General features: G+C 50.2%; 14 protein-coding genes. 6 read left to right on the forward strand and 8 right to left on the reverse strand.

Going from position 1 to position 16,837, the window contains the following annotated elements; all coding sequences use genetic code 11:
- Positions 1–8: 8 nt before the first annotated feature.
- Positions 9–1,217 carry a glycosyltransferase family 4 protein gene (locus G547_RS0100505; RefSeq protein ID WP_027328174.1) on the reverse strand — a complete coding sequence of 403 codons (1,209 nt, stop codon included), beginning with the start codon at positions 1,215–1,217 and terminating at the stop codon, positions 9–11.
- 146 nt (positions 1,218–1,363) lie between these two features.
- On the opposite strand from G547_RS0100505, the gene G547_RS19380 reads away from it, so the two are divergent.
- Complete coding sequence (locus G547_RS19380; RefSeq protein WP_051234508.1) at positions 1,364–2,182, forward strand: sulfotransferase family 2 domain-containing protein; 819 nt, start codon at positions 1,364–1,366, stop codon at positions 2,180–2,182.
- A 204-nt stretch (positions 2,183–2,386) separates the two neighbouring features.
- Positions 2,387–3,511 (forward strand): hypothetical protein, encoded by a 1,125-nt coding sequence (locus tag G547_RS0100515; RefSeq protein ID WP_027328175.1) that lies wholly within the window; start codon positions 2,387–2,389, stop codon positions 3,509–3,511.
- A 49-nt stretch (positions 3,512–3,560) separates the two neighbouring features.
- On the opposite strand, the gene G547_RS0100520 is transcribed toward G547_RS0100515, so the two are convergent.
- From G547_RS0100520 to G547_RS0100535, 4 genes are read right to left on the reverse strand one after another with little or no spacing between them, the layout of a single operon-like run.
- Positions 3,561–4,475: a glycosyltransferase family 2 protein gene (locus G547_RS0100520; RefSeq protein ID WP_036186345.1), complete on the reverse strand. Its 915-nt coding sequence runs from the start codon at positions 4,473–4,475 to the stop codon at positions 3,561–3,563.
- Positions 4,476–4,477: 2 nt separating this feature from the next.
- Positions 4,478–5,749 (reverse strand): O-antigen ligase family protein, encoded by a 1,272-nt coding sequence (locus G547_RS0100525; protein WP_027328177.1) that lies wholly within the window; start codon positions 5,747–5,749, stop codon positions 4,478–4,480.
- A 1-nt stretch (position 5,750) separates the two neighbouring features.
- On the reverse strand, positions 5,751–6,311 hold the full coding sequence (locus G547_RS22375; RefSeq protein WP_051234509.1) for an arsenate-mycothiol transferase ArsC: 561 nt from the start codon (positions 6,309–6,311) through the stop codon (positions 5,751–5,753).
- Positions 6,304–7,446: a glycosyltransferase gene (locus tag G547_RS0100535; RefSeq protein WP_027328178.1), complete on the reverse strand. Its 1,143-nt coding sequence runs from the start codon at positions 7,444–7,446 to the stop codon at positions 6,304–6,306. Before G547_RS0100535 ends, G547_RS22375 begins: the two co-directional genes overlap by 8 nt.
- Positions 7,447–7,790: 344 nt before the next feature.
- Between G547_RS0100535 and G547_RS0100540 the strand changes: the two genes are divergently transcribed.
- The 4 genes from G547_RS0100540 (at position 7,791) to G547_RS0100555 (ending at position 12,235) form a co-directional block, all read left to right on the forward strand.
- The gene (locus tag G547_RS0100540; RefSeq protein ID WP_211224464.1) at positions 7,791–8,753 is read left to right on the forward strand and encodes a carboxylate--amine ligase; all 963 of its coding nucleotides are present in this window, start codon (positions 7,791–7,793) and stop codon (positions 8,751–8,753) included.
- 117 nt (positions 8,754–8,870) lie between these two features.
- The gene (locus G547_RS0100545; RefSeq protein ID WP_084645599.1) at positions 8,871–9,767 is read left to right on the forward strand and encodes a polysaccharide deacetylase family protein; all 897 of its coding nucleotides are present in this window, start codon (positions 8,871–8,873) and stop codon (positions 9,765–9,767) included.
- Between the two features lie 3 nt (positions 9,768–9,770).
- Positions 9,771–10,790: a polysaccharide deacetylase family protein gene (locus G547_RS0100550; protein ID WP_084645496.1), complete on the forward strand. Its 1,020-nt coding sequence runs from the start codon at positions 9,771–9,773 to the stop codon at positions 10,788–10,790.
- 95 nt (positions 10,791–10,885) lie between these two features.
- Entirely contained in the window at positions 10,886–12,235 is a 1,350-nt protein-coding gene (locus G547_RS0100555; RefSeq protein ID WP_169449413.1) for a FemAB family XrtA/PEP-CTERM system-associated protein, read from the forward strand.
- Positions 12,236–12,247: 12 nt separating this feature from the next.
- Here the strand turns inward: G547_RS0100555 and G547_RS0100560 are convergent, their stop codons facing one another.
- From G547_RS0100560 to prsK, 3 genes are all read right to left on the reverse strand, one after another.
- Positions 12,248–13,228, reverse strand: a complete 981-nt coding sequence (locus G547_RS0100560; RefSeq protein ID WP_027328183.1) for a GNAT family N-acetyltransferase — start codon at positions 13,226–13,228, stop codon at positions 12,248–12,250.
- A gap of 66 nt (positions 13,229–13,294) precedes the next feature.
- Positions 13,295–14,668, reverse strand: coding sequence for a PEP-CTERM-box response regulator transcription factor (gene prsR, locus G547_RS0100565; protein WP_027328184.1), 1,374 nt, complete (start codon positions 14,666–14,668; stop codon positions 13,295–13,297).
- Positions 14,669–14,721: 53 nt separating this feature from the next.
- Positions 14,722–16,764, reverse strand: coding sequence for an XrtA/PEP-CTERM system histidine kinase PrsK (gene prsK, locus G547_RS0100570; RefSeq protein WP_027328185.1), 2,043 nt, complete (start codon positions 16,762–16,764; stop codon positions 14,722–14,724).
- Positions 16,765–16,837 lie beyond the last annotated feature (73 nt).

Genomic DNA, 16,837 nt, shown 5'->3' on the forward strand with positions numbered 1-16,837 from the left:
GAAATTGCTCAATTTTTCGAGATTTGATTATAGGCTATAAGTAAGTTGTCGCGCATTTTATCGATAGTATAATTCTCTTCCACGTCCCTTCGGGCGCGTTGCTTTAATTTTCGTAGTTTGTCAGAGCCGTTGGCAACTGCTTCGATAGTAGCTTCTATTGACTCCCAGTCTTCTGAAGTAAAAAGGAAACCAGTTTTGTTGTGTTCTATACACTCAGGAATTCCTCCGGATATTGAAGCGGAAACTAATGTTCCGCAGGCCTGAGCCTCCTGAATAACGATACCTTGTGTTTCCGCCCATTGCCCATTTTTGTGAATGCTAGGGAGTATGAATAGATCTGCGGAATACAATTCATTTAAAAGATTATCGCCGGTTAACTGGCCCAAAAAGAACACGTTTTCCTGCAGGTTGAGCGTAGACACTATATCTTCTAGATGGTCTTTATACAGCCCTAGTCCAATTATTCGGTAAGATATTTGATATCCCTTACTCAATAAGCGTGGGATGGCCCGTAAAACGAACTCATGACCTTTAAATTTATCGACTCTTCCGATAGTCAGTAGGTTTAGGCTTGTGCTCGGCTTAGGTTTTCTGTTGGGTTTAAAAGGGAATTCGTTAATGCAAATTCCTTGAGGGACGATTTTAGTTTTAAATTTTACTGCTGAAAGTGATCGTATTTGCTTTTCAGCGAAAGAAGTATTAACTAAAACCAAACTTACGTATGAGAGAAGAAGGTCTCTCTCTTGACTTTTAATATCCTTTATGCCAAAGGGCGGCAGTCCGTGGAAAGTTAGGACGATAGGCGCTCGGAAGGAGAGTAGCAGAGGAAGGCAGAAAACCGCCGCTTTTTCGGAGTGGCAATGAATTACATCTGGTGCTTCTATTCTAAGATGTTTTATCAAAACAAGCCCTTTGACGAACATTCGTGGAGTTAAGCTGCATGCCCACAAATTTTTTAAAAAAAACCACAACCTTTTTTTAAAGGATAGGGCGAGCAAAAAATATATGCTCTTAACGTATCCGCATACGTAAGAGTCGGCGGCAGTATAAACTCTTTGTATGTTAAGAGAGTCGATCCGTTCATTATATTCTGCTTCTCCTTTTTCTAAAGACAAAATATCCAAGTTTTCTACGTCGTTCTCTACGGCTTTTATATAGTTAATTAACCACGTTTGAATGGTTGTTGGAAACTTCGCGCAAACACATAAAATTTTCATCAAAAAGGCCTTTAATAGAAAAAGTTTTGGTGGTCTAATACAATAAATTTGCACTCTCAAGGAGTTTTGTATCTACATAGTTTCTGCACCGAAGGCGTCGAAGAGATTTACAATACTGCTATATTGACATAGAAGGTATTATTAATATGGATAACCTTATATTTCTGCATATCCCAAAAACAGGTGGAAGTACTTTCCACACTATGCTGAACAAACGGTACCCAGCAAAGAGTATACACAACGTGTTCGCTAGTAAGCTAGAATCTCGGGACGTTTTAGCTTTGAAAAACATGAATAATTCGAAGAAATCTAAAATCAAGCTTTTAAAGGGTCATATGCCTTTTGGCCTGCATGAGTTATTGAACTCCCCGTTTTCTTATATAACCTTTCTAAGAGACCCGGTTGAGAGAGTAATATCACAGTATTACTACATCAAGAAAAATTCACACAACCCGAATCACAAAAAAGTTCATCAAGGTGGGATGACTTTGAGAGACTTTGTAGAGAGTGGCGTAGTTATTGGCATGAACAGCGGCCAGTGCCGATTTTTAACGGGTGCAGTCGATAGAGTACCTTATATGAAAGAAGATGATGTTTTATTTTATCAGGCTAAGGAGAACATCGATAAACACTTTTCATGGGTTGGTGTGACGGAAAGGTTTGACGAATCTGTGTTGCTGCTATCAAAGTTGATGCATTGGTCAAAAAGGCCTTATTACTTTAAACAAAATATCTCAAAATTACGCGGTAGTAATGAAAACATTTCACAAGAAGATTTGAATGTTATACGAGCCTATAATAAAGCGGATATCAACTTGTATAAGTATGCCAACGAAAGATTAGACTCACAAATAAAGCTTTTCCCGAAATTTTATGATGATTTGAACGCCTTGACTGAAGTAAATATTGCTCTCTCCAGTAGATGGGGTTGGTTGCCAGCCTGGGCTCAAAGTTGGTTTATTTGATTGCACTACCCATATAATTAATTGTTCTTATAGACGCTTCCCGTTAGAGAACAGCTTCTTAATTTTAATTCTTGGCGCTTATTTATAGCCCACAATGTGCTAAGGTGACGGGGTCGACGATTTATACGATGTGGTCTTTTTGGAATAACCTCCAATAAGCATGAATATGTTTTTTAGCTATTATTTAGAGTGTGGTTAAAATTTATGGTGATCAAGCTGAAGATAATCATCGCATTTCTTTTACTACCTATTTTTTCGGTAGCGCAAGAAGATTTGCTATTTAAGGCGGAGTTTAGTGCTAAAGATATTTCGGGAGACCCAAAGCCCGTTTGGAGCTGGGATGTTGCCAAGGGCGCTACGAGCGGGATGATGTATGGCTCTGATGACATTTATAATATCGTTGAGGGCGAAAAGTTTATGTCTAATAGAGCAGCGTTAAGGATGAATTTTTCTGGAAGAAATGATTTCTGCAATACTTGCGGTGGAGATGATGCAGAGGTGCATAGCGTTTCAGGCGGCCAAGCGTGTTTCAACGCCAAAGAAGGACCATACGAAAAATACGTGTTCAACAAATCGAATGCATTTAGCCGGTGGGCAGTTGAAAACTATGATAAGAACTTTGTTTCTGGTGAAGTTTGTATAGACGTTACTGGTGCTATTGACGCAGCTATAAACGGACAGGAGTCCAAAGTAGCTGTTGGAGATGTCGTTCATTTGCCTAAAGTTTGTGGTGTCAATGGCGAAATTGGTGGAGATGTAAGTAGGAAATCTGATTGTAACAAGGCAATAAATTATTTAGATAGTGTTTCTTCTGCGGATGTGGGGTATGGGGAAGTAATTTCTAGAAGGTTCTATTTGTATATACCGAGCGAAACTGAATTACCAAATACAACATTTAAGCTAGCTTATTCTGCGTGGCAAAGAAGTGGCGGCGCTGTAAGAAACTCAAAGCTAAAAATATCTGTTCAGAGAGGAGGAACTCTAGAACTAAATATGCCAAACGATGAGAACTATGCTAGATCTTTAACTGGAGATATAGAGTTTCATATAGTTAGAGATCAATGGATGTATTTTGAAGAGGTGTTTGTCAGGGAGTCTGAAGAAGGAGCTAAAGACGCAAGATATCAATTATATGCCGGCATTCAGAGCAAACTAGGGCAGTCGGTAAAACCTATTGTTGAAGCCTCGGGATTTGAGTTAGGTGAGCTTAGAAGGATGTCTATAGGTGGAAACTGGCAGCATACTAATGACGTATCTGGTTATGTGTATTTTGACAATATTATGATTGCAAAGAGGAAGATTGGCCCAGTGTATCGGCCTGAGCTCTGATGTAGACTGGAAGCTTTGAGCCAAAATTCTTCTCTTGTCGATATTCCAATTATATCTTTGCTTTAAAGACAGAAAGTGTTCTGGCTCCGCAGTACAAGATATGCAAAAAAAGGATGGAAGGGAGGTGTTTTAGTTTAACCTTTTTGAATCTTTTGAATATAGCTATAAAGTGGGCAGTTAGGGTCACAGTAAATAGTGCTGCAAAGATTTTTATATTGATTAAAATATAGCTGAACGAAAGCGTTAACATCAAAGTATTAACGACAGAGAAGACTGCAACCTTTGAGCGTATGAATCTGGATAGCGAAGTCACGTCGCCTATTCCGTGCCACTGCTCTCTTAGAAAGAATGATTTTAAGTTTTGAGGGTTTCCTTCGTGGTGAGTAAATAGTTTGTTATCAATGTTGACGCTTAACCCCTTCTTTCTGGCTCTTCGGCAGAGATCAACGTCTTCTCCTGTCTCAAGATTTTCGTCAAACCCTCTTAATAGAGAAAGCGCGCGTTTTGTTGTGATTATATTTCCGCCATTGATATATGTCGTTTCCTCTTCGAAATAATCGAACCAGCACAGTTCTACCCAGGAAGGGTTCTTGGACAACTTATATCTACAGCCAGTCAACTGCATGGGATTGTTGCGTATTTCTGATAGTCTACTGGATAGCCTTTGTGCCCACTCCTTTGTGATTAATACGTCTGCATCAATAAATGCTATTATCTCGCCGCTGGTCTTTTTCCACCCAATGTTTCTGGCGGACGAGATAGTAACTCTTTGCTTAAGATCTTCGACGCGTAAGCTATCGTATTGAGTCTCCTTGAGGATTTTTAAGGTATTGTCGGTACTTCCGTTGTTTACCACAACAATTTCGAAGGGAAACACTCCTTTACAGCAGCTGTAAATACTACCTACCGAGCTCTTTATGTAGTCTTTTTCATTATAGGCAGGAATAACAAATGAAACCATCATAATCATTTTCCCGAGATTTGGCCGGCTATTGAATTGGTGTTGTCGTTGAGCAAAAATGCGTTTTGAAGTGCAACATATAAAGCCAATCCTATCCACAAAAATGGATAATAAGTTACTGTTACAAACTGGCCAGCTATTACGAAACCCAAAATTCCAACCCTTAGTCCTGATTCTATTGCTTTGTAGACTGGCAGATCATCGGGCGGGCAAGTTCCAGTTCTCCTAAAGCGCAATAGCAGCATGAGAAAGATTCCTAGTCCAATAAAACCACAGTCCGTACCTACCTGTATGAAAATGTTGTGAGGCAACTCTGCGTTCTCGTACAACATGTCTACTCTATAATGACTCTCGTAGTAAGGGATAAAATTAAAAAAACCTATCCCGAGGACAGGATGCTGCTTCATTATCTCCCAACCGTTCTTCCAGTAAAGCAGCCTCTGCTCCGAAGTTCGGTCGTCTCCGATCGCGCTGAATCTTTCTACCTGTTCGTCGGGAAGGATAAGGTATAGAGAGAAAAAGCAAATAAATGCGAAAAGCATTGTTTTAGGCTTGAAGATCTTTTTTCTAAACATGATCGCTAGCTGGACGGCTAATGCTAGTTGCGCGCCACGAGAGCTCGCGCCGAGAATTGTCATCACCGGAGTAATAAATCCAAGCAGTAAAATGACCTTTTCCCAGCGACTTACTCTATCTTTGAGGGTAGAGTAGAGATAAAACGCTAGAGGGAAAAGCACAAGCATCTGTATGCTCAGCTCACCTGAATTCCCAAAGAATCCCCTGGGCCCTGTGATTCCCCACTTAGTAAATGAAAACCCTCTTAAAGTCCATGACTGAGCACCGTGAAGGGATAGTTTTAGGCTGGCTAGGAAAAAAATTAGAAGAAATATGTAAAACCTTTCTTTTGTTGTCACTATGTTGATTATAAGAAAGTAAATAACATACCAGGTATAAAAATAATCTATATTGTTCCAAGAGATGTCTGGATAAATTGCTGTTGCGCTCGATAGTAGTATCGCCGCAAAAAACAGTGTAATCCATTTGTTGGCGGTATCTGAGACCCATCTCTTTTTGGGGTCTATCAGAATTCCGGCAGCTGAAAGAAGAAGAAAAATTGTTGTCCAAGGGATAATGTCGATAGCAGGATAAATGGACTGTGGTCTTACATATTCAAAAAATAGGTATCCACTGATCATCCAGAATGCGAAGCCCTCCCTCCAAAACTGCTGCCACAAATTCTTGGGACGAAACGCATAGAGCTCATCTAGTGCCGGCATGTCAATTTTTCATTCTATCAAGGATCGATTTTGTTGATTGGACGACCATGTTCTCACATTTTTGGAAATATTTTTGATTGGTGTTGAACGGATCATGTAGATATGGACTTTGTGGACGGGTCCATAGGCAAGCCAATGTTACTGGGATTGCCTTTCCAGCTATGCCTGCTAGCTCCTTGGCGTGGTATGGCTCCATCCCAACCAGCAAATCGCCTTTATGCGGCAGGTAGCTGCTTATGTTTCTCGTCACATGAGCACCTAAATCCAGTCCTATACTTTCCGCGTATAATATGGCTCTAGGATCGGCTGAATCACCCCCCCTGCAATGCAGGCCATATGATTCGGTTTGCACACCTATGTTATTTGCGAAGGCTTCAGCTACTGGGCTTCTGCAAATGTTACCAGAACATATAAAAACCAACCGCTTTATGTTCTTGAAGTCTATGTCTTTATATTCTTTGTAGAGCCCTAGGAAATTAAAAATACGGTACTTAACGTACCTCAAGAGTCCGAGTCTTGAACCAAAATGATTCTTTATCAAGTTAAGATCTCTGCTAAGCACGAGCAATTTCCTGTGATTTGTTCAATAACGATTTATAGAGATCCTTGTATTTTTTTAATAGTGTGAGCAAGGAAAACGTGTCTGCAGCATGAGCTTTTCCATTATTGGAAATGTTCTTCTTTAGTGTCGGATTCTGAACAATGAGGCCAACCGCTTTTGATAGCGCCTCGGCCGACATTGAATCCACCAGAATGCCATTGTCTTCATCTGATAGAATTTCTTCAGGACCCCCGCACCGTGTTGCCACCACAGCAAGTCCGGTTGCCATAGCTTCGATAGTGGCAATGGAAAACCCTTCGGATGCGGAAGACAGCGCGAACATATCCATTTGTCCCAGAAACTCGGCGGTGTTGGGATGAAAACCAATAAAGTGGACGCGCGACTCCAGCCCTTGTCGCTTCAGCTGTGCTTCTAATTCGCTCATAAGTTGCGGCTTTTGATGTCCCGCGATCACAAAGTGAATATGCGGGAATTTTTGTTCCAAAATTTTTGCCGCATCAATCAGGATATGATAAGCCTTAGCCGGGCGGACATTCCCGACGCATCCAATCAGGAAAGCCTCGTCTTCCAGCGCCAATTGATCACGTATTTCGCGACTGTCATTCTTGCCGTAGCGCTCCACATCGACGCCGTTGTAGATGACTTCAATTTGGTCTTTTTTAAAGAGCTTGCGTTCAGCGATGTAGTTGGCGAGCTGTTGGCTGACAGCCACGAGCCGGTCTACCCCACAGCGCATGATCCGGTTCTTAAGGTAGACGTGTTTCTCGTTGGGGTTGATATCCACCTGGCCGTGGATGGTTGCGACCAGTGGAATACGCAGTAACAGCGAGAGAATAGAATACGTCAAGGTTGACCCAAGAAGGTGGGCCTGGATCAGCTTTACGTTGTGCTTTCGTAGTAATCGAAACAGGGTCCAATAATAAGGCAGCGATAGAAAGCCGTAGGGCTTCACAATGGTGTAGGGTATCCCCCGTGCCTTTAGCTGGTCTTCGACCCAGCCGGGCCCTTTTATGATGGCGAAGTTGTTAAAACCTTCGACAGTAAGGTGTTGAGCGAGGTCCAGAAAGACCGTTTCAGCACCGCCCGGGCCGGTTGTGTCAATGGCATGTAAAATGGTGGGCGTTTGGTTTATCATCCTGGGTGTCCTGCCAACTTCGCGTCGAGGCTTAATCTACTATAAAAGGTAGTCGGCTACCAGCAACAGGGCGATATTGGCGAGGTTTCGGGTGTCGCCCAAAATACACTGTGTTTTCCAAGGAAAGTGACCAGGTTGTGACAGAATCAGCTCTCGTTTTAGATGCCGCTCAACGAAGCGCTCTGGCGGTAACTCGGTCCTTGGGCCGCGCCGGGCTGCGGGTGACGACGGCTGAGGCCGCCCCTGAGGCCCTGGCCGGTCATTCTCGTTACGCCTCCGCGCATCTTGAAAGCCCTTGCCCCTCAACCGCTCCGAAGGCGTATGTTTCATGGCTGGCGGCGTTGATGTCAGAGCATTCCTTCGACTTTGTGGTGCCGGTCACAGAGGTTACCAGCCAGCTGTTGCTGAACCAACAGGATGCTTTGCCCGGCCTAAGGCTACCGTTTGCCACGTACGATACTGTTATGGCGCTTGCCGATAAAGGTCGGTTGATGGAGCAGGCAGCCAAGCTTGAGATTCCTCACCCCAAAACACGGTGGTTCGCCCATGCAGGCGAGCTGGATTTGGGTACCGTCGAGTACCCCGTGGTATTGAAGCCCTGCCTGTCGAAGATTTTTACCGGCACTGGCTGGATCGCGACCCGGGTTCGGGTGCTCCAGTCTTTTGAGGATTTGAAACAGGAGCTGGACCGGAGTGGCTATCTTCACAGTTACCCGTTTATGCTACAGGCGTTTATCCCCGGTAACGGGGCGGGCATTTTTTGCCTTTATGATCAGGGGCGCTCTGTCACATATTTTGCACACAAGAGGTTGCGGGAGAAGCCGCCAGAGGGCGGCGTCAGCGTACTGAGTGAGAGTGCGCTCCCGGACCCGTCCATGCAGGCTTACGCGACCCGGCTTCTGGATGCCGTCGGTTGGCACGGTGTGGCCATGGTGGAATTTCGGGTGGCACCGGATGGGACCCCCTACCTGATGGAGGTGAACACCCGGTTTTGGGGGTCCCTGCAACTGGCGATAGACGCGGGCGTTGATTTCCCCGGCTTGCTCTGGGAGGTTCATCAAGGGCACGCCCCGAACGGGCCCGATCGGTATCGGGTGGGGCAGCGGCTTCGCTGGCTGTTGGGCGATCTCGATAGCCTCTATCTCTATTTGCGCGGCCCCCGCACAGGGCGAGAGAAGGTGCGGCGGTTGCTGGAGTTTGCGACCCCGCGATTCTCCGGCTTGAAACATGAAGTGAACCGGTGGGGGGATTTGCGCCCCGCCTGGTTCGAGTTGAAGCACTACCTGAAAGACCTGACGGGTCGCTGAGTGAGTATGAGCGCAAAGGCATTGGTAAAGCGAGCTCTCAAACCGCTGTTGATTTCAGTGGCGGGTCGTTTTGGCCCACACCGCAGGGCCGCCTCTGAGCCCCGACTGTGGATTTTGATGTACCACCGAATTCTGCCGGAGTCAGACCCTCGCTACCACCAGGAAGAGCCGGGCATGCGGGTAACGCCCGAGAGTTTCGAGATGCACCTGCGTGAGCTCAAGCGTCATTTTGAGCTGGTTTCGCTGGGTGACTGGGTGAAGGCTCAAGAGTCGGGAGCTGTGCTGCCCCGCCAAGCCTGTGCCGTCACGTTTGATGATGGCTGGCGGGATAACTTTGAGTACGCCTTACCGCTGCTCAAAAAGCACCAGGTTCCGGCCACACTGTTTGCCGTCGCCGAGAAGATTGGTACGGACTTTCAATTCTGGCCCAACGTGGTGGCTGCCCTTATGTTAAGTGGTGCCGGCCCCACGCTGGCGAAGCATCCGGTGCTGGGCGTGGCGGGCATGGTGGCGGTGAAGCCAACGCCGGAGCAAGTGGCTGCCTGCATCAAGCAGCTCAAAGCCTACACGGATCTAGAGCTCTTTCAGGCGCTGGAGGAGCTGAAGTGGCGGGAGCTGCTGTCAGAGCCGATGAAGCCAGCGCTGATGGATTGGCCACAGCTTCGGGAGATGCAGGCCTCCGGCCTGGTTGAGATCGGGTCTCATACCTGTACGCACCAACGCCTGAACAGAGCTCTACCCGAATCTGAACTGGAGCGAGAGATTGTAGAAAGCCGCTCGCGGCTGGAACGGGAACTTGAGCACCCCATCAACTTGTTCTGCTTTCCGAATGGAGACTATAGTGCCGAGGCATTGTCGCTGGTGAAGCGCTACTACAAGGCTGCGGTGACCACCCAAAAGGGTATCAATGATGCCGCTGATTGCTCCCTCCACGAGATGGTCCGCATCGGAATTCACAACGATATTACGAGTACGCCTCAGCGTTTCAACGCTCGCTTGTCGGGGTGGGTGTAGATTATGACGGAGGCGATGAGTCCTTTGTTGCGCAAGGCGATTGAGAGCCGCCGCCTACCTCGTTGGCTCTCATCAGTCGCCGGCCCTTATGCGGCGGTCTTCACGCTTCACCGCCCTCGCCCCGAGGATCGAATGTTCAATGGCGTTTCTGAGGCCTTGCTAAAGCAGTGTCTGGAGTACGCGCGTCAGCGGGGCTATGAGTTCGTTTCTATCGATGAGCTGGTTCGTCGCGCTCTCTCCGGGGTTGAAGCCCGGCATCCAATGCTTTGCCTTACGCTGGATGATGGCTATGCCGATCAGGTTACGCGGTTGGTCCCGATGCTGTTGGAATACGAGGCCAAGCCAACCTTGTTTGTGATTTCAGACTTTGCGGACGACCAGGACTGGCCCTGGGATGCTCAGCTGGCCTATGCCGTCAAAGCCTGCGAGGCGTCATCGGTGACTCTAGCGCTGGGGGAGCGACACCGTGTATTCGACCTGAACGGCAAACCGGACCGCATTTTTTGTCGACGTACCATCGTTCAGTACGCCAAAACGCTCGACTCTGCCCATTTGAGCGACTTTATTCTTCACGTGGCCGCCACTTGCCAGGTAACGATTCCCGAGCGGGCGCCGGAGGGTTATCGGCCTGCTACTTGGTCGATGTTGCGGGAGTGGGAAGATAAGGGCTTGAAGATTGGCTCACACAACCGCTCCCACAACGTGTTGACGGCACTGGACCCCGAACGAGTTGGGGCAGAGCTGAAATACTCCTGGGAGCGTTTGAGCTCTGAGCTGGCGGCACCTTCAAAAACGTTTTGTTACCCCTCTGGAACGGCCAGGGACTTCTCAAAGACCCATGAGTCTCTGGTAAGGTCAGCGGGCTATGAAGCCGGGGTGACTACCCTTTCTCGTATTGCCTACTTTCGGGACATTCGCCGAAACCCGTATCGAATCTCCCGTATTGGGTTCCCTGATACGGTTGCCCAGTTCGCTCGCTACGCCTCCTGGGTTGAGGCACTGCGCAGCAAACTTCCTTTTTAAACCGAGACCCGGCCGAAGGTGAGACCTTGAGTAACCCGAGAATGGACATCAAAGCCTTTCTTAAAGCACCGGAAAAGGAGCTGCTGGCACAGGGGGTGGACCCCGCCAGCGCCGATGCCCTTCCCCTCTTGGAGCTAGCTGCCGAAGTCCAAGCCGCGAGGCGCGAGCTTAAGCAGCAAAAAAACAGCAAAGCCAAAGTCGCCAGGGATTTCAAAGCCGTTGAAAAAGGCTCCAGTGAGCACCAGGCACTGATTGATGAAATGCAGGCCGTCTCCCAGGCGTTCAAGGAGGCTGAGGAGCAACTTAAGAACAGGGAACGAGTGCTGAGGGCTGCGCTAGCGGCGTTGGCCGCGCCCGAGGAGGCCAAAGAGCCACCGCTGTTCCGCATACCCAGCGATCAAGAAACGTCAGAGTCCTTCCAGGTGCGGGAGCTTACGGAGGGCGAGTATCCGGCGTGGTCGGATTACGTGCGTCAGTTACAGAGTGCCCCCAACTACTGCCTGCCGGAATGGGTGGGGATTATTGAGCACGCCTTCTCTCACCCCACCCAGATATGGGCGGCGGTGACCGATGAGGGGAAAATACTAGGGGGCATCCCCCTAACGGTGTTTGATAGCCGCCTGTTCGGTCGCTTCGCGGTTTCCATGCCGTTTTTTAATTACGGTGGTTTGCTGACCGAATATCAGAATGTTGCCAAGGCGCTGATTAAACGCCTCCAGGCGGTACGTGAGCGGGAGGGGTGGCAGCACATCGAAATAAGAACCACCCAAGAGGGCTTGGACCTTCCAGTCACGAGTCGAAAGGTCTCGATGATTCTGCCGTTGCCGAAGAATGAGGTCCAACTGGATGAGCAGCTCGGCGCAAAAGTCCGGGCTCAATGCAAAAAGGCCGAGGCTTTCCGGCCGGCCGTGCGGTTTGGTGGACTGGAATTGTTGGACGACTTCTACCGCGTGTTCGCGATCAATATGCGTGACTTGGGAACGCCGGTTTACAGTAAAACCTGGTTCAAAGCCATTCTCTCCCACCCAAAAGTGGAGGCAAGCCTGGTCGTGGTGTACGTGAACGGCGAGGCCGTTTCCGCAGGGTTCCTGCTGGGGCATAACGGAATGTTGGAGATCCCCTGGGCGTCCACCGTCCGTTCGGCGAATGCGATGGACACCAATATGTGGATGTATCGGCAGATCCTGGATTACGCTGTGCAAGAGGAGTATGAGTTTTTTGACTTTGGCCGCTCAACGGTGGATGCCGGCACGTACCGCTTTAAAAAACAGTGGGGTGCGAAACCCTACCCTCATCACTGGTATTACCTTCTTCCAGAAGGCCAAGAGCTTCCATCTATAAATCCGGACAATCCGAAATACAGAGCAGTGATAGCGGTTTGGAAACGCTTGCCGTTGTGGGTCACACAAATAGTAGGACCGCCTATCGTGAAAAATATCCCTTAAAAAGACACTGGTTTAAGAGCTCCTCAGTCGGTACAAAGCTTTGAGGTGAGGTGACTTGGCTAAAGAAATAGTTTTAAAGAAGCAATGGGCGGTTGCTATTTTTGCTTTGTAATCCGTTGCTTTCCCGCTGCCGGCCATGAAGTCGTAGAAGTCGCTGTCGCGTTCAAAGGCTTGCTCTATCTTGTAGCCAAGGTGCAGTAGTCCAAGAGAAACATCGGAATCAAAAGTGTCATCAAAGCAGGATTGGAGGTTGTAGCATCTTCCGTTGGCTTGAATATCCAGGATAGCCGCCACGGGTTTGTCGTCAACTGATAGTAGCGACATATCAATGCTGCATCCTCGTTCGACTAAGGCCGTTAGAAGCAAGTCGATAAGAACCTTGTTCTTCCCAGCATAGCAGGGCCTTCCCCAGCGTTGTTCGTGTAGGTTGTTGAAGGCGCTATAAAATCGTTCTCTCTCAGGCCAGCAATTTTCTAGGCTCACGGTCCCTTTTTGTTTTAGGCGCTTGCGCCGATTGTAAAGACTAAGTCGGGTCTTTCTCCCCAGTTGAGCCAAATAGTTGTCGAAGGAGCCATTGCGTAAGTCGACGGCGTATGCCGGTTCTCGCTCGGTCAGTCTAAGAGTTAGGTTTTTGCTTTTTGCGAACCCCTGGACTCGTCGCTCGTCCTCCGACGCTTCGAGAATGTCTGGTAATACCAGTTGATCCCACTTTGCTACTAAGGATGCGGATAGCGCATCGTCGGTGAGGCAGGTGTACTCCGCCCGAATGCTTCTTGTGGCTGGAGAGGTAGCGCCGATCAAAGTGGCGGAGCGAACGGGGATTATTCGTTTGAGCCATTGGCGATAGGTGTAGATGCCGGCGTCCGGGTGGAGCTGTATGTTGGGGTGGTCGCCGTAGGCTTTTAGCCAGGCGTCTTGCCAGGCCTCGGAGTAGAAGAGGCTGCGGCGGTGGTGGGGGGGGAAGAATTCTTCTGGGGGGAGGTCGTAGGGCATGGGAGGCATTGTCCAAAAATGTTGGCAGGTGGCGCTTTCGCTTACCTGCCCTACGTATGAAGATGTTTACGGTTGAGGTGCCTGGTTGCCCAGGGGGATGTCGTGCTTTTTGATCAGGTCGTAAAACGTTGGGCGGGTGATGCCCAGCAGTTTGGCGGCGGCTGATATGTTGTTGTCGGTCATGGCGACGGCTCTCAGGATGGCGTGCTTTTCGGCTTCCTGGCGGACCTGGCGCAGGTTCAGGGACAGGTCTTTGCCGTCGGTGACCAGGCCCAGGTCATCCCGGGTGATGTATTTGCCATCGGCCATGATGACGGAGCGTTTGATTTTGTTTTCCATTTCCCGGATGTTGCCGGGCCAGCCGTAACATTCGATGGACTCGACCGCGTCGGGCGTAAAGCCTTTGATTTTCTGGTCGTGCTCTTTGGCGAACTTGAGCATGAAATGGCGGGCGAGCAGGACCTTGTCCCCCTGGCGGCTGCGCAGTGGGGGAATTTCCACGATCATTTCACAGATGCGGTAGTAGAGGTCTTCCCGGAAGGTGCCTTCTTCGACCATTTCCTGCAGGTTTTTGTTGGTCGCGCAGATGACGCGAACATCCACCGGAATTTCCTCTCGCCCACCAACCCGCTCTATGACCCGCTCTTGCAGGAAGCGCAACAGCTTGGATTGCAGGTTGAGCGGCATATCGCCGATCTCGTCCAGGAAGAGGGTGCCGTCGTGGGCGGTTTCTACTTTGCCCAGGGTCTGTTTTCCCGCGCCGGTGAAGGCGCCTTTTTCGTAGCCAAAGAGTTCACTTTCGATCAGATTCTCGGGCACGGCGGCGCAATTGATGGCGATAAAACGTTTGTTGCGGCGCGGGCTCAACTGATGGATGGCTCTCGCCATGATCTCCTTACCGGTGCCACTTTCGCCCAGCAGGGTGCAGGTGACGTTGGTGGGGGAGATTTTCTCCAGCATGCGGCAGATTTTGAGCATCTGCGGGTCATTGGTGACCAGCCCTTCCAGCGGCGTTTGTTGCAGGCGCGCCAGGCGGCGGTTTTCTTCTTCAAGCTCGTAGATGTTGAAGGCGCGCTGGACGATCAAGTCCAGAGTCTGGGGGTCGACGGGCTTTTCGTAGTAGTCGTAGGCACCCATGGCCACGGCGCGAATGGCATTGTCGTGATCGGTCTTACCGGTCATGACAATAATTTTACTGGCGGGCGACATCCGCATGATGTCCTGGATGCATTTGAAGCCTTCGTCCACGCCGTCCTGGTCCGGGGGCAGGCCCAGGTCCTGGATGATGACGGAGGCTTCATGCAGGCGCAGCGCGGCGATGGCGTCCTGGCGGTTTTCCGCGAAGACGGTTTCGAATTCGTCGAAGTGCCAGCGCAGCTGGCTTTGCAGGCCGCGGTCGTCTTCGATAATCAACAGGGTGCGCTTGTTGTTTTTACTCATGGTATCGGTGCCTGACAGTACTTGTCCCGGTATTCATGTCGGATGGCCGCCGGTCATTCGGGGCTGACGGGCATGGTCACCGTCACGGTGGTGCCCTCGCCGACGGCGCTGATCACATTCAATGTGCCGTTCAGTTCGTTAATATACTCGCGTGATAAGTACACGCCAATCCCCATGCCTTTCCCGGACTTGGTGGTTTCAAACGGTTTGAACAGCCGGTTGTGAATAAAGTCCCAGTCCATGCCGCTGCCGTTGTCTTCAATGGTGATGACGGCATCGCGCTGATCACACCGAAGTGTAACATGAACCCGCCCTTCGTCAGGGGTGGCTTCCAGGGCGTTTTTGATGAAGTGGGTGAAGGTCATCACCAGGCGCACTTCATCGGCTTCGATGAAGCGGTGCTCATCACTGACTTCCATGGTCAGCATGGGTTTTTGCCGCCAGCATTCGGCGACGGCTTTTTTTACAACATCGTTGATGGACAATCGGGTGACCAGGTCTTTGCCATCGGTGCGCAGCTTGCGCAAGAGGTTGTTCATACGGTCCACGGAGTTGCTGATGGTTTTAATGGCGTCGTCAATAAACTCCGGGTTGTCTTTGTGTTTTTCCGCGTTGCGCACCACCAGTGCCTGCTGGGCGATCAGGTTGTTGAGGTCATGGATGATGAACGCCACGAGCTTGTTGTAGGTATCGAACTGGCGCCCCTCGGCCAGTTGTTCAGCCTGCTGGTGGCGTTTGAGGTAGCTGGCGAGCTGACGGCCCATGGTTTTGAGCAGGTCCAGGTCCTCCCAGGTCAGGGAGGCGTCGGCCACCGGTTTGGTCAGCGCCATAAAACCCACCAGTTCTTCCCCCACAATAAAAGGAAAGAGCAGCCACAGGTCGGGAATGTTGTGTACCCAAGGCGGCAGGTATTCGTTGTACTGACTCAGGGCCTGGTCATCGCCGCTGTCGGGGAAGAAGACCCATTCGTTTTGCAGGAAGGTCTGGCAGAAGGGGCTGTCCACCGGCTCTTCCTGCAGGTCGATGTAGCTGGGCAGGCCGCTTTGATAGACCGGCTCGTAGTAACCCTGTTTGCGAATCCAGATGGCCCCGCCCGGCGTTTTGGTCACCGAGGCCACCGCAAAAAACGCCCGCTCGTTCGCTTCACTGGTTTCCGCCGGCTGGGCCAGGTAATTGATCAGACGCAGCCATTCGCTGCGATAGTCGTACTTGTGGCGAAAGAGGTGTTTGTTGACCAACACCGACAGGCGCGAGCGGATGGAGGTGGAAATAAACACCGTGGTAATCAGCAATACCGCGCCGATCAGCACCAGGCTGTAAATCACCGTGCCCCAGTTGCCGCCGTACAGGCGCACATAGTAGCCGCCCAGCGCCAGAATGGTGATCAACACCCCGACCGCGATCAGCGAGGTGGTGTAAAAGGCGATGGGCCGGGAGAGGGTGAAGTTCGCCGGGCGGTCGGTGCGCTGGAGCAGCAATAGCCCGCCCATGGCCATAAACAGGCAGGTCGCGATCGAGACGGCGGCACGGGACTGCCACAGCAGCGGGTCGATCTGCTGGAAAATCAGCGCGTGGGTAAACAGGTAGATGTCGAACAGGAACAGCGCCGCCAGGTTCATGCACAGCAGCTTGATCTGCCGGTCGTTGCCCGCCGCGTAGCGGAACAGTTGCTCGACGCTGACCAGGCCGATGACCGCCAGAGACAGCGTGAGCCAGGCCTCGAACGAGAAAATCAGTTCCAGCCCCAGAACGGTGGCAATCAGCGAAAACAGGGTAACGGGCCAGCTGATGATGAACAGGACTTTCAGGCTGCGCGGCAGGCGGTGCTGGGCAGCGCTGGCTTTGAGCGCGAGGTAGACCGACAGGGTCCAGACACTGAAGTGCAGACACTCGAAAAAGAACGCCCATTCGACGGCGAACGTCTGATGGATGGTGGCAACGATAATGAGCAGGTTGAGGGTGTGCACCGCTGCGGCCGGCGCAAAAATGGCGGTCTTCTGCTCTTTGAAAAACTGATAGACGTAGGTCAGCGTGAGTAATCCGGCCACCACGGCCGCGCTGATGTACGCCATCAATGTGACATTGTCGTATTCCATGAACGTTCGGTCCTGCTTGGGGGATCCTGCCTTAGTGTCGTCGCCAGCATAGCATAGCCAGGGCCGTTTTCCG

The sequence above is a fragment of the Marinimicrobium agarilyticum DSM 16975 genome, from assembly GCF_000423345.1.
Lineage (GTDB): Bacteria > Pseudomonadota > Gammaproteobacteria > Pseudomonadales > Cellvibrionaceae > Marinimicrobium > Marinimicrobium agarilyticum.

Excerpts from the sequence above, each read along its gene's own strand:
- G547_RS0100505 (WP_027328174.1), bottom strand. The coding sequence starts at position 1,217 with ATGAAAATTTTATGTGTTTGCGCGAAGTTTCCAACAACCATTCAAACG.
- G547_RS0100540 (WP_211224464.1), top strand. The coding sequence starts at position 7,791 with ATGTCAGAGCATTCCTTCGACTTTGTGGTGCCGGTCACAGAGGTTACC.
- G547_RS0100545 (WP_084645599.1), top strand. The coding sequence starts at position 8,871 with ATGTACCACCGAATTCTGCCGGAGTCAGACCCTCGCTACCACCAGGAA.
- G547_RS0100515 (WP_027328175.1), top strand. The coding sequence starts at position 2,387 with ATGGTGATCAAGCTGAAGATAATCATCGCATTTCTTTTACTACCTATT.
- G547_RS0100550 (WP_084645496.1), top strand. The coding sequence starts at position 9,771 with ATGACGGAGGCGATGAGTCCTTTGTTGCGCAAGGCGATTGAGAGCCGC.
- G547_RS0100520 (WP_036186345.1), bottom strand. The coding sequence starts at position 4,475 with ATGATGGTTTCATTTGTTATTCCTGCCTATAATGAAAAAGACTACATA.
- G547_RS19380 (WP_051234508.1), top strand. The coding sequence starts at position 1,364 with ATGGATAACCTTATATTTCTGCATATCCCAAAAACAGGTGGAAGTACT.
- G547_RS0100535 (WP_027328178.1), bottom strand. The coding sequence starts at position 7,446 with ATGATAAACCAAACGCCCACCATTTTACATGCCATTGACACAACCGGC.
- prsR (WP_027328184.1), bottom strand. The coding sequence starts at position 14,668 with ATGAGTAAAAACAACAAGCGCACCCTGTTGATTATCGAAGACGACCGC.
- prsK (WP_027328185.1), bottom strand. The coding sequence starts at position 16,764 with ATGGAATACGACAATGTCACATTGATGGCGTACATCAGCGCGGCCGTG.
- G547_RS0100525 (WP_027328177.1), bottom strand. The coding sequence starts at position 5,749 with ATGCCGGCACTAGATGAGCTCTATGCGTTTCGTCCCAAGAATTTGTGG.
- G547_RS0100560 (WP_027328183.1), bottom strand. The coding sequence starts at position 13,228 with ATGCCCTACGACCTCCCCCCAGAAGAATTCTTCCCCCCCCACCACCGC.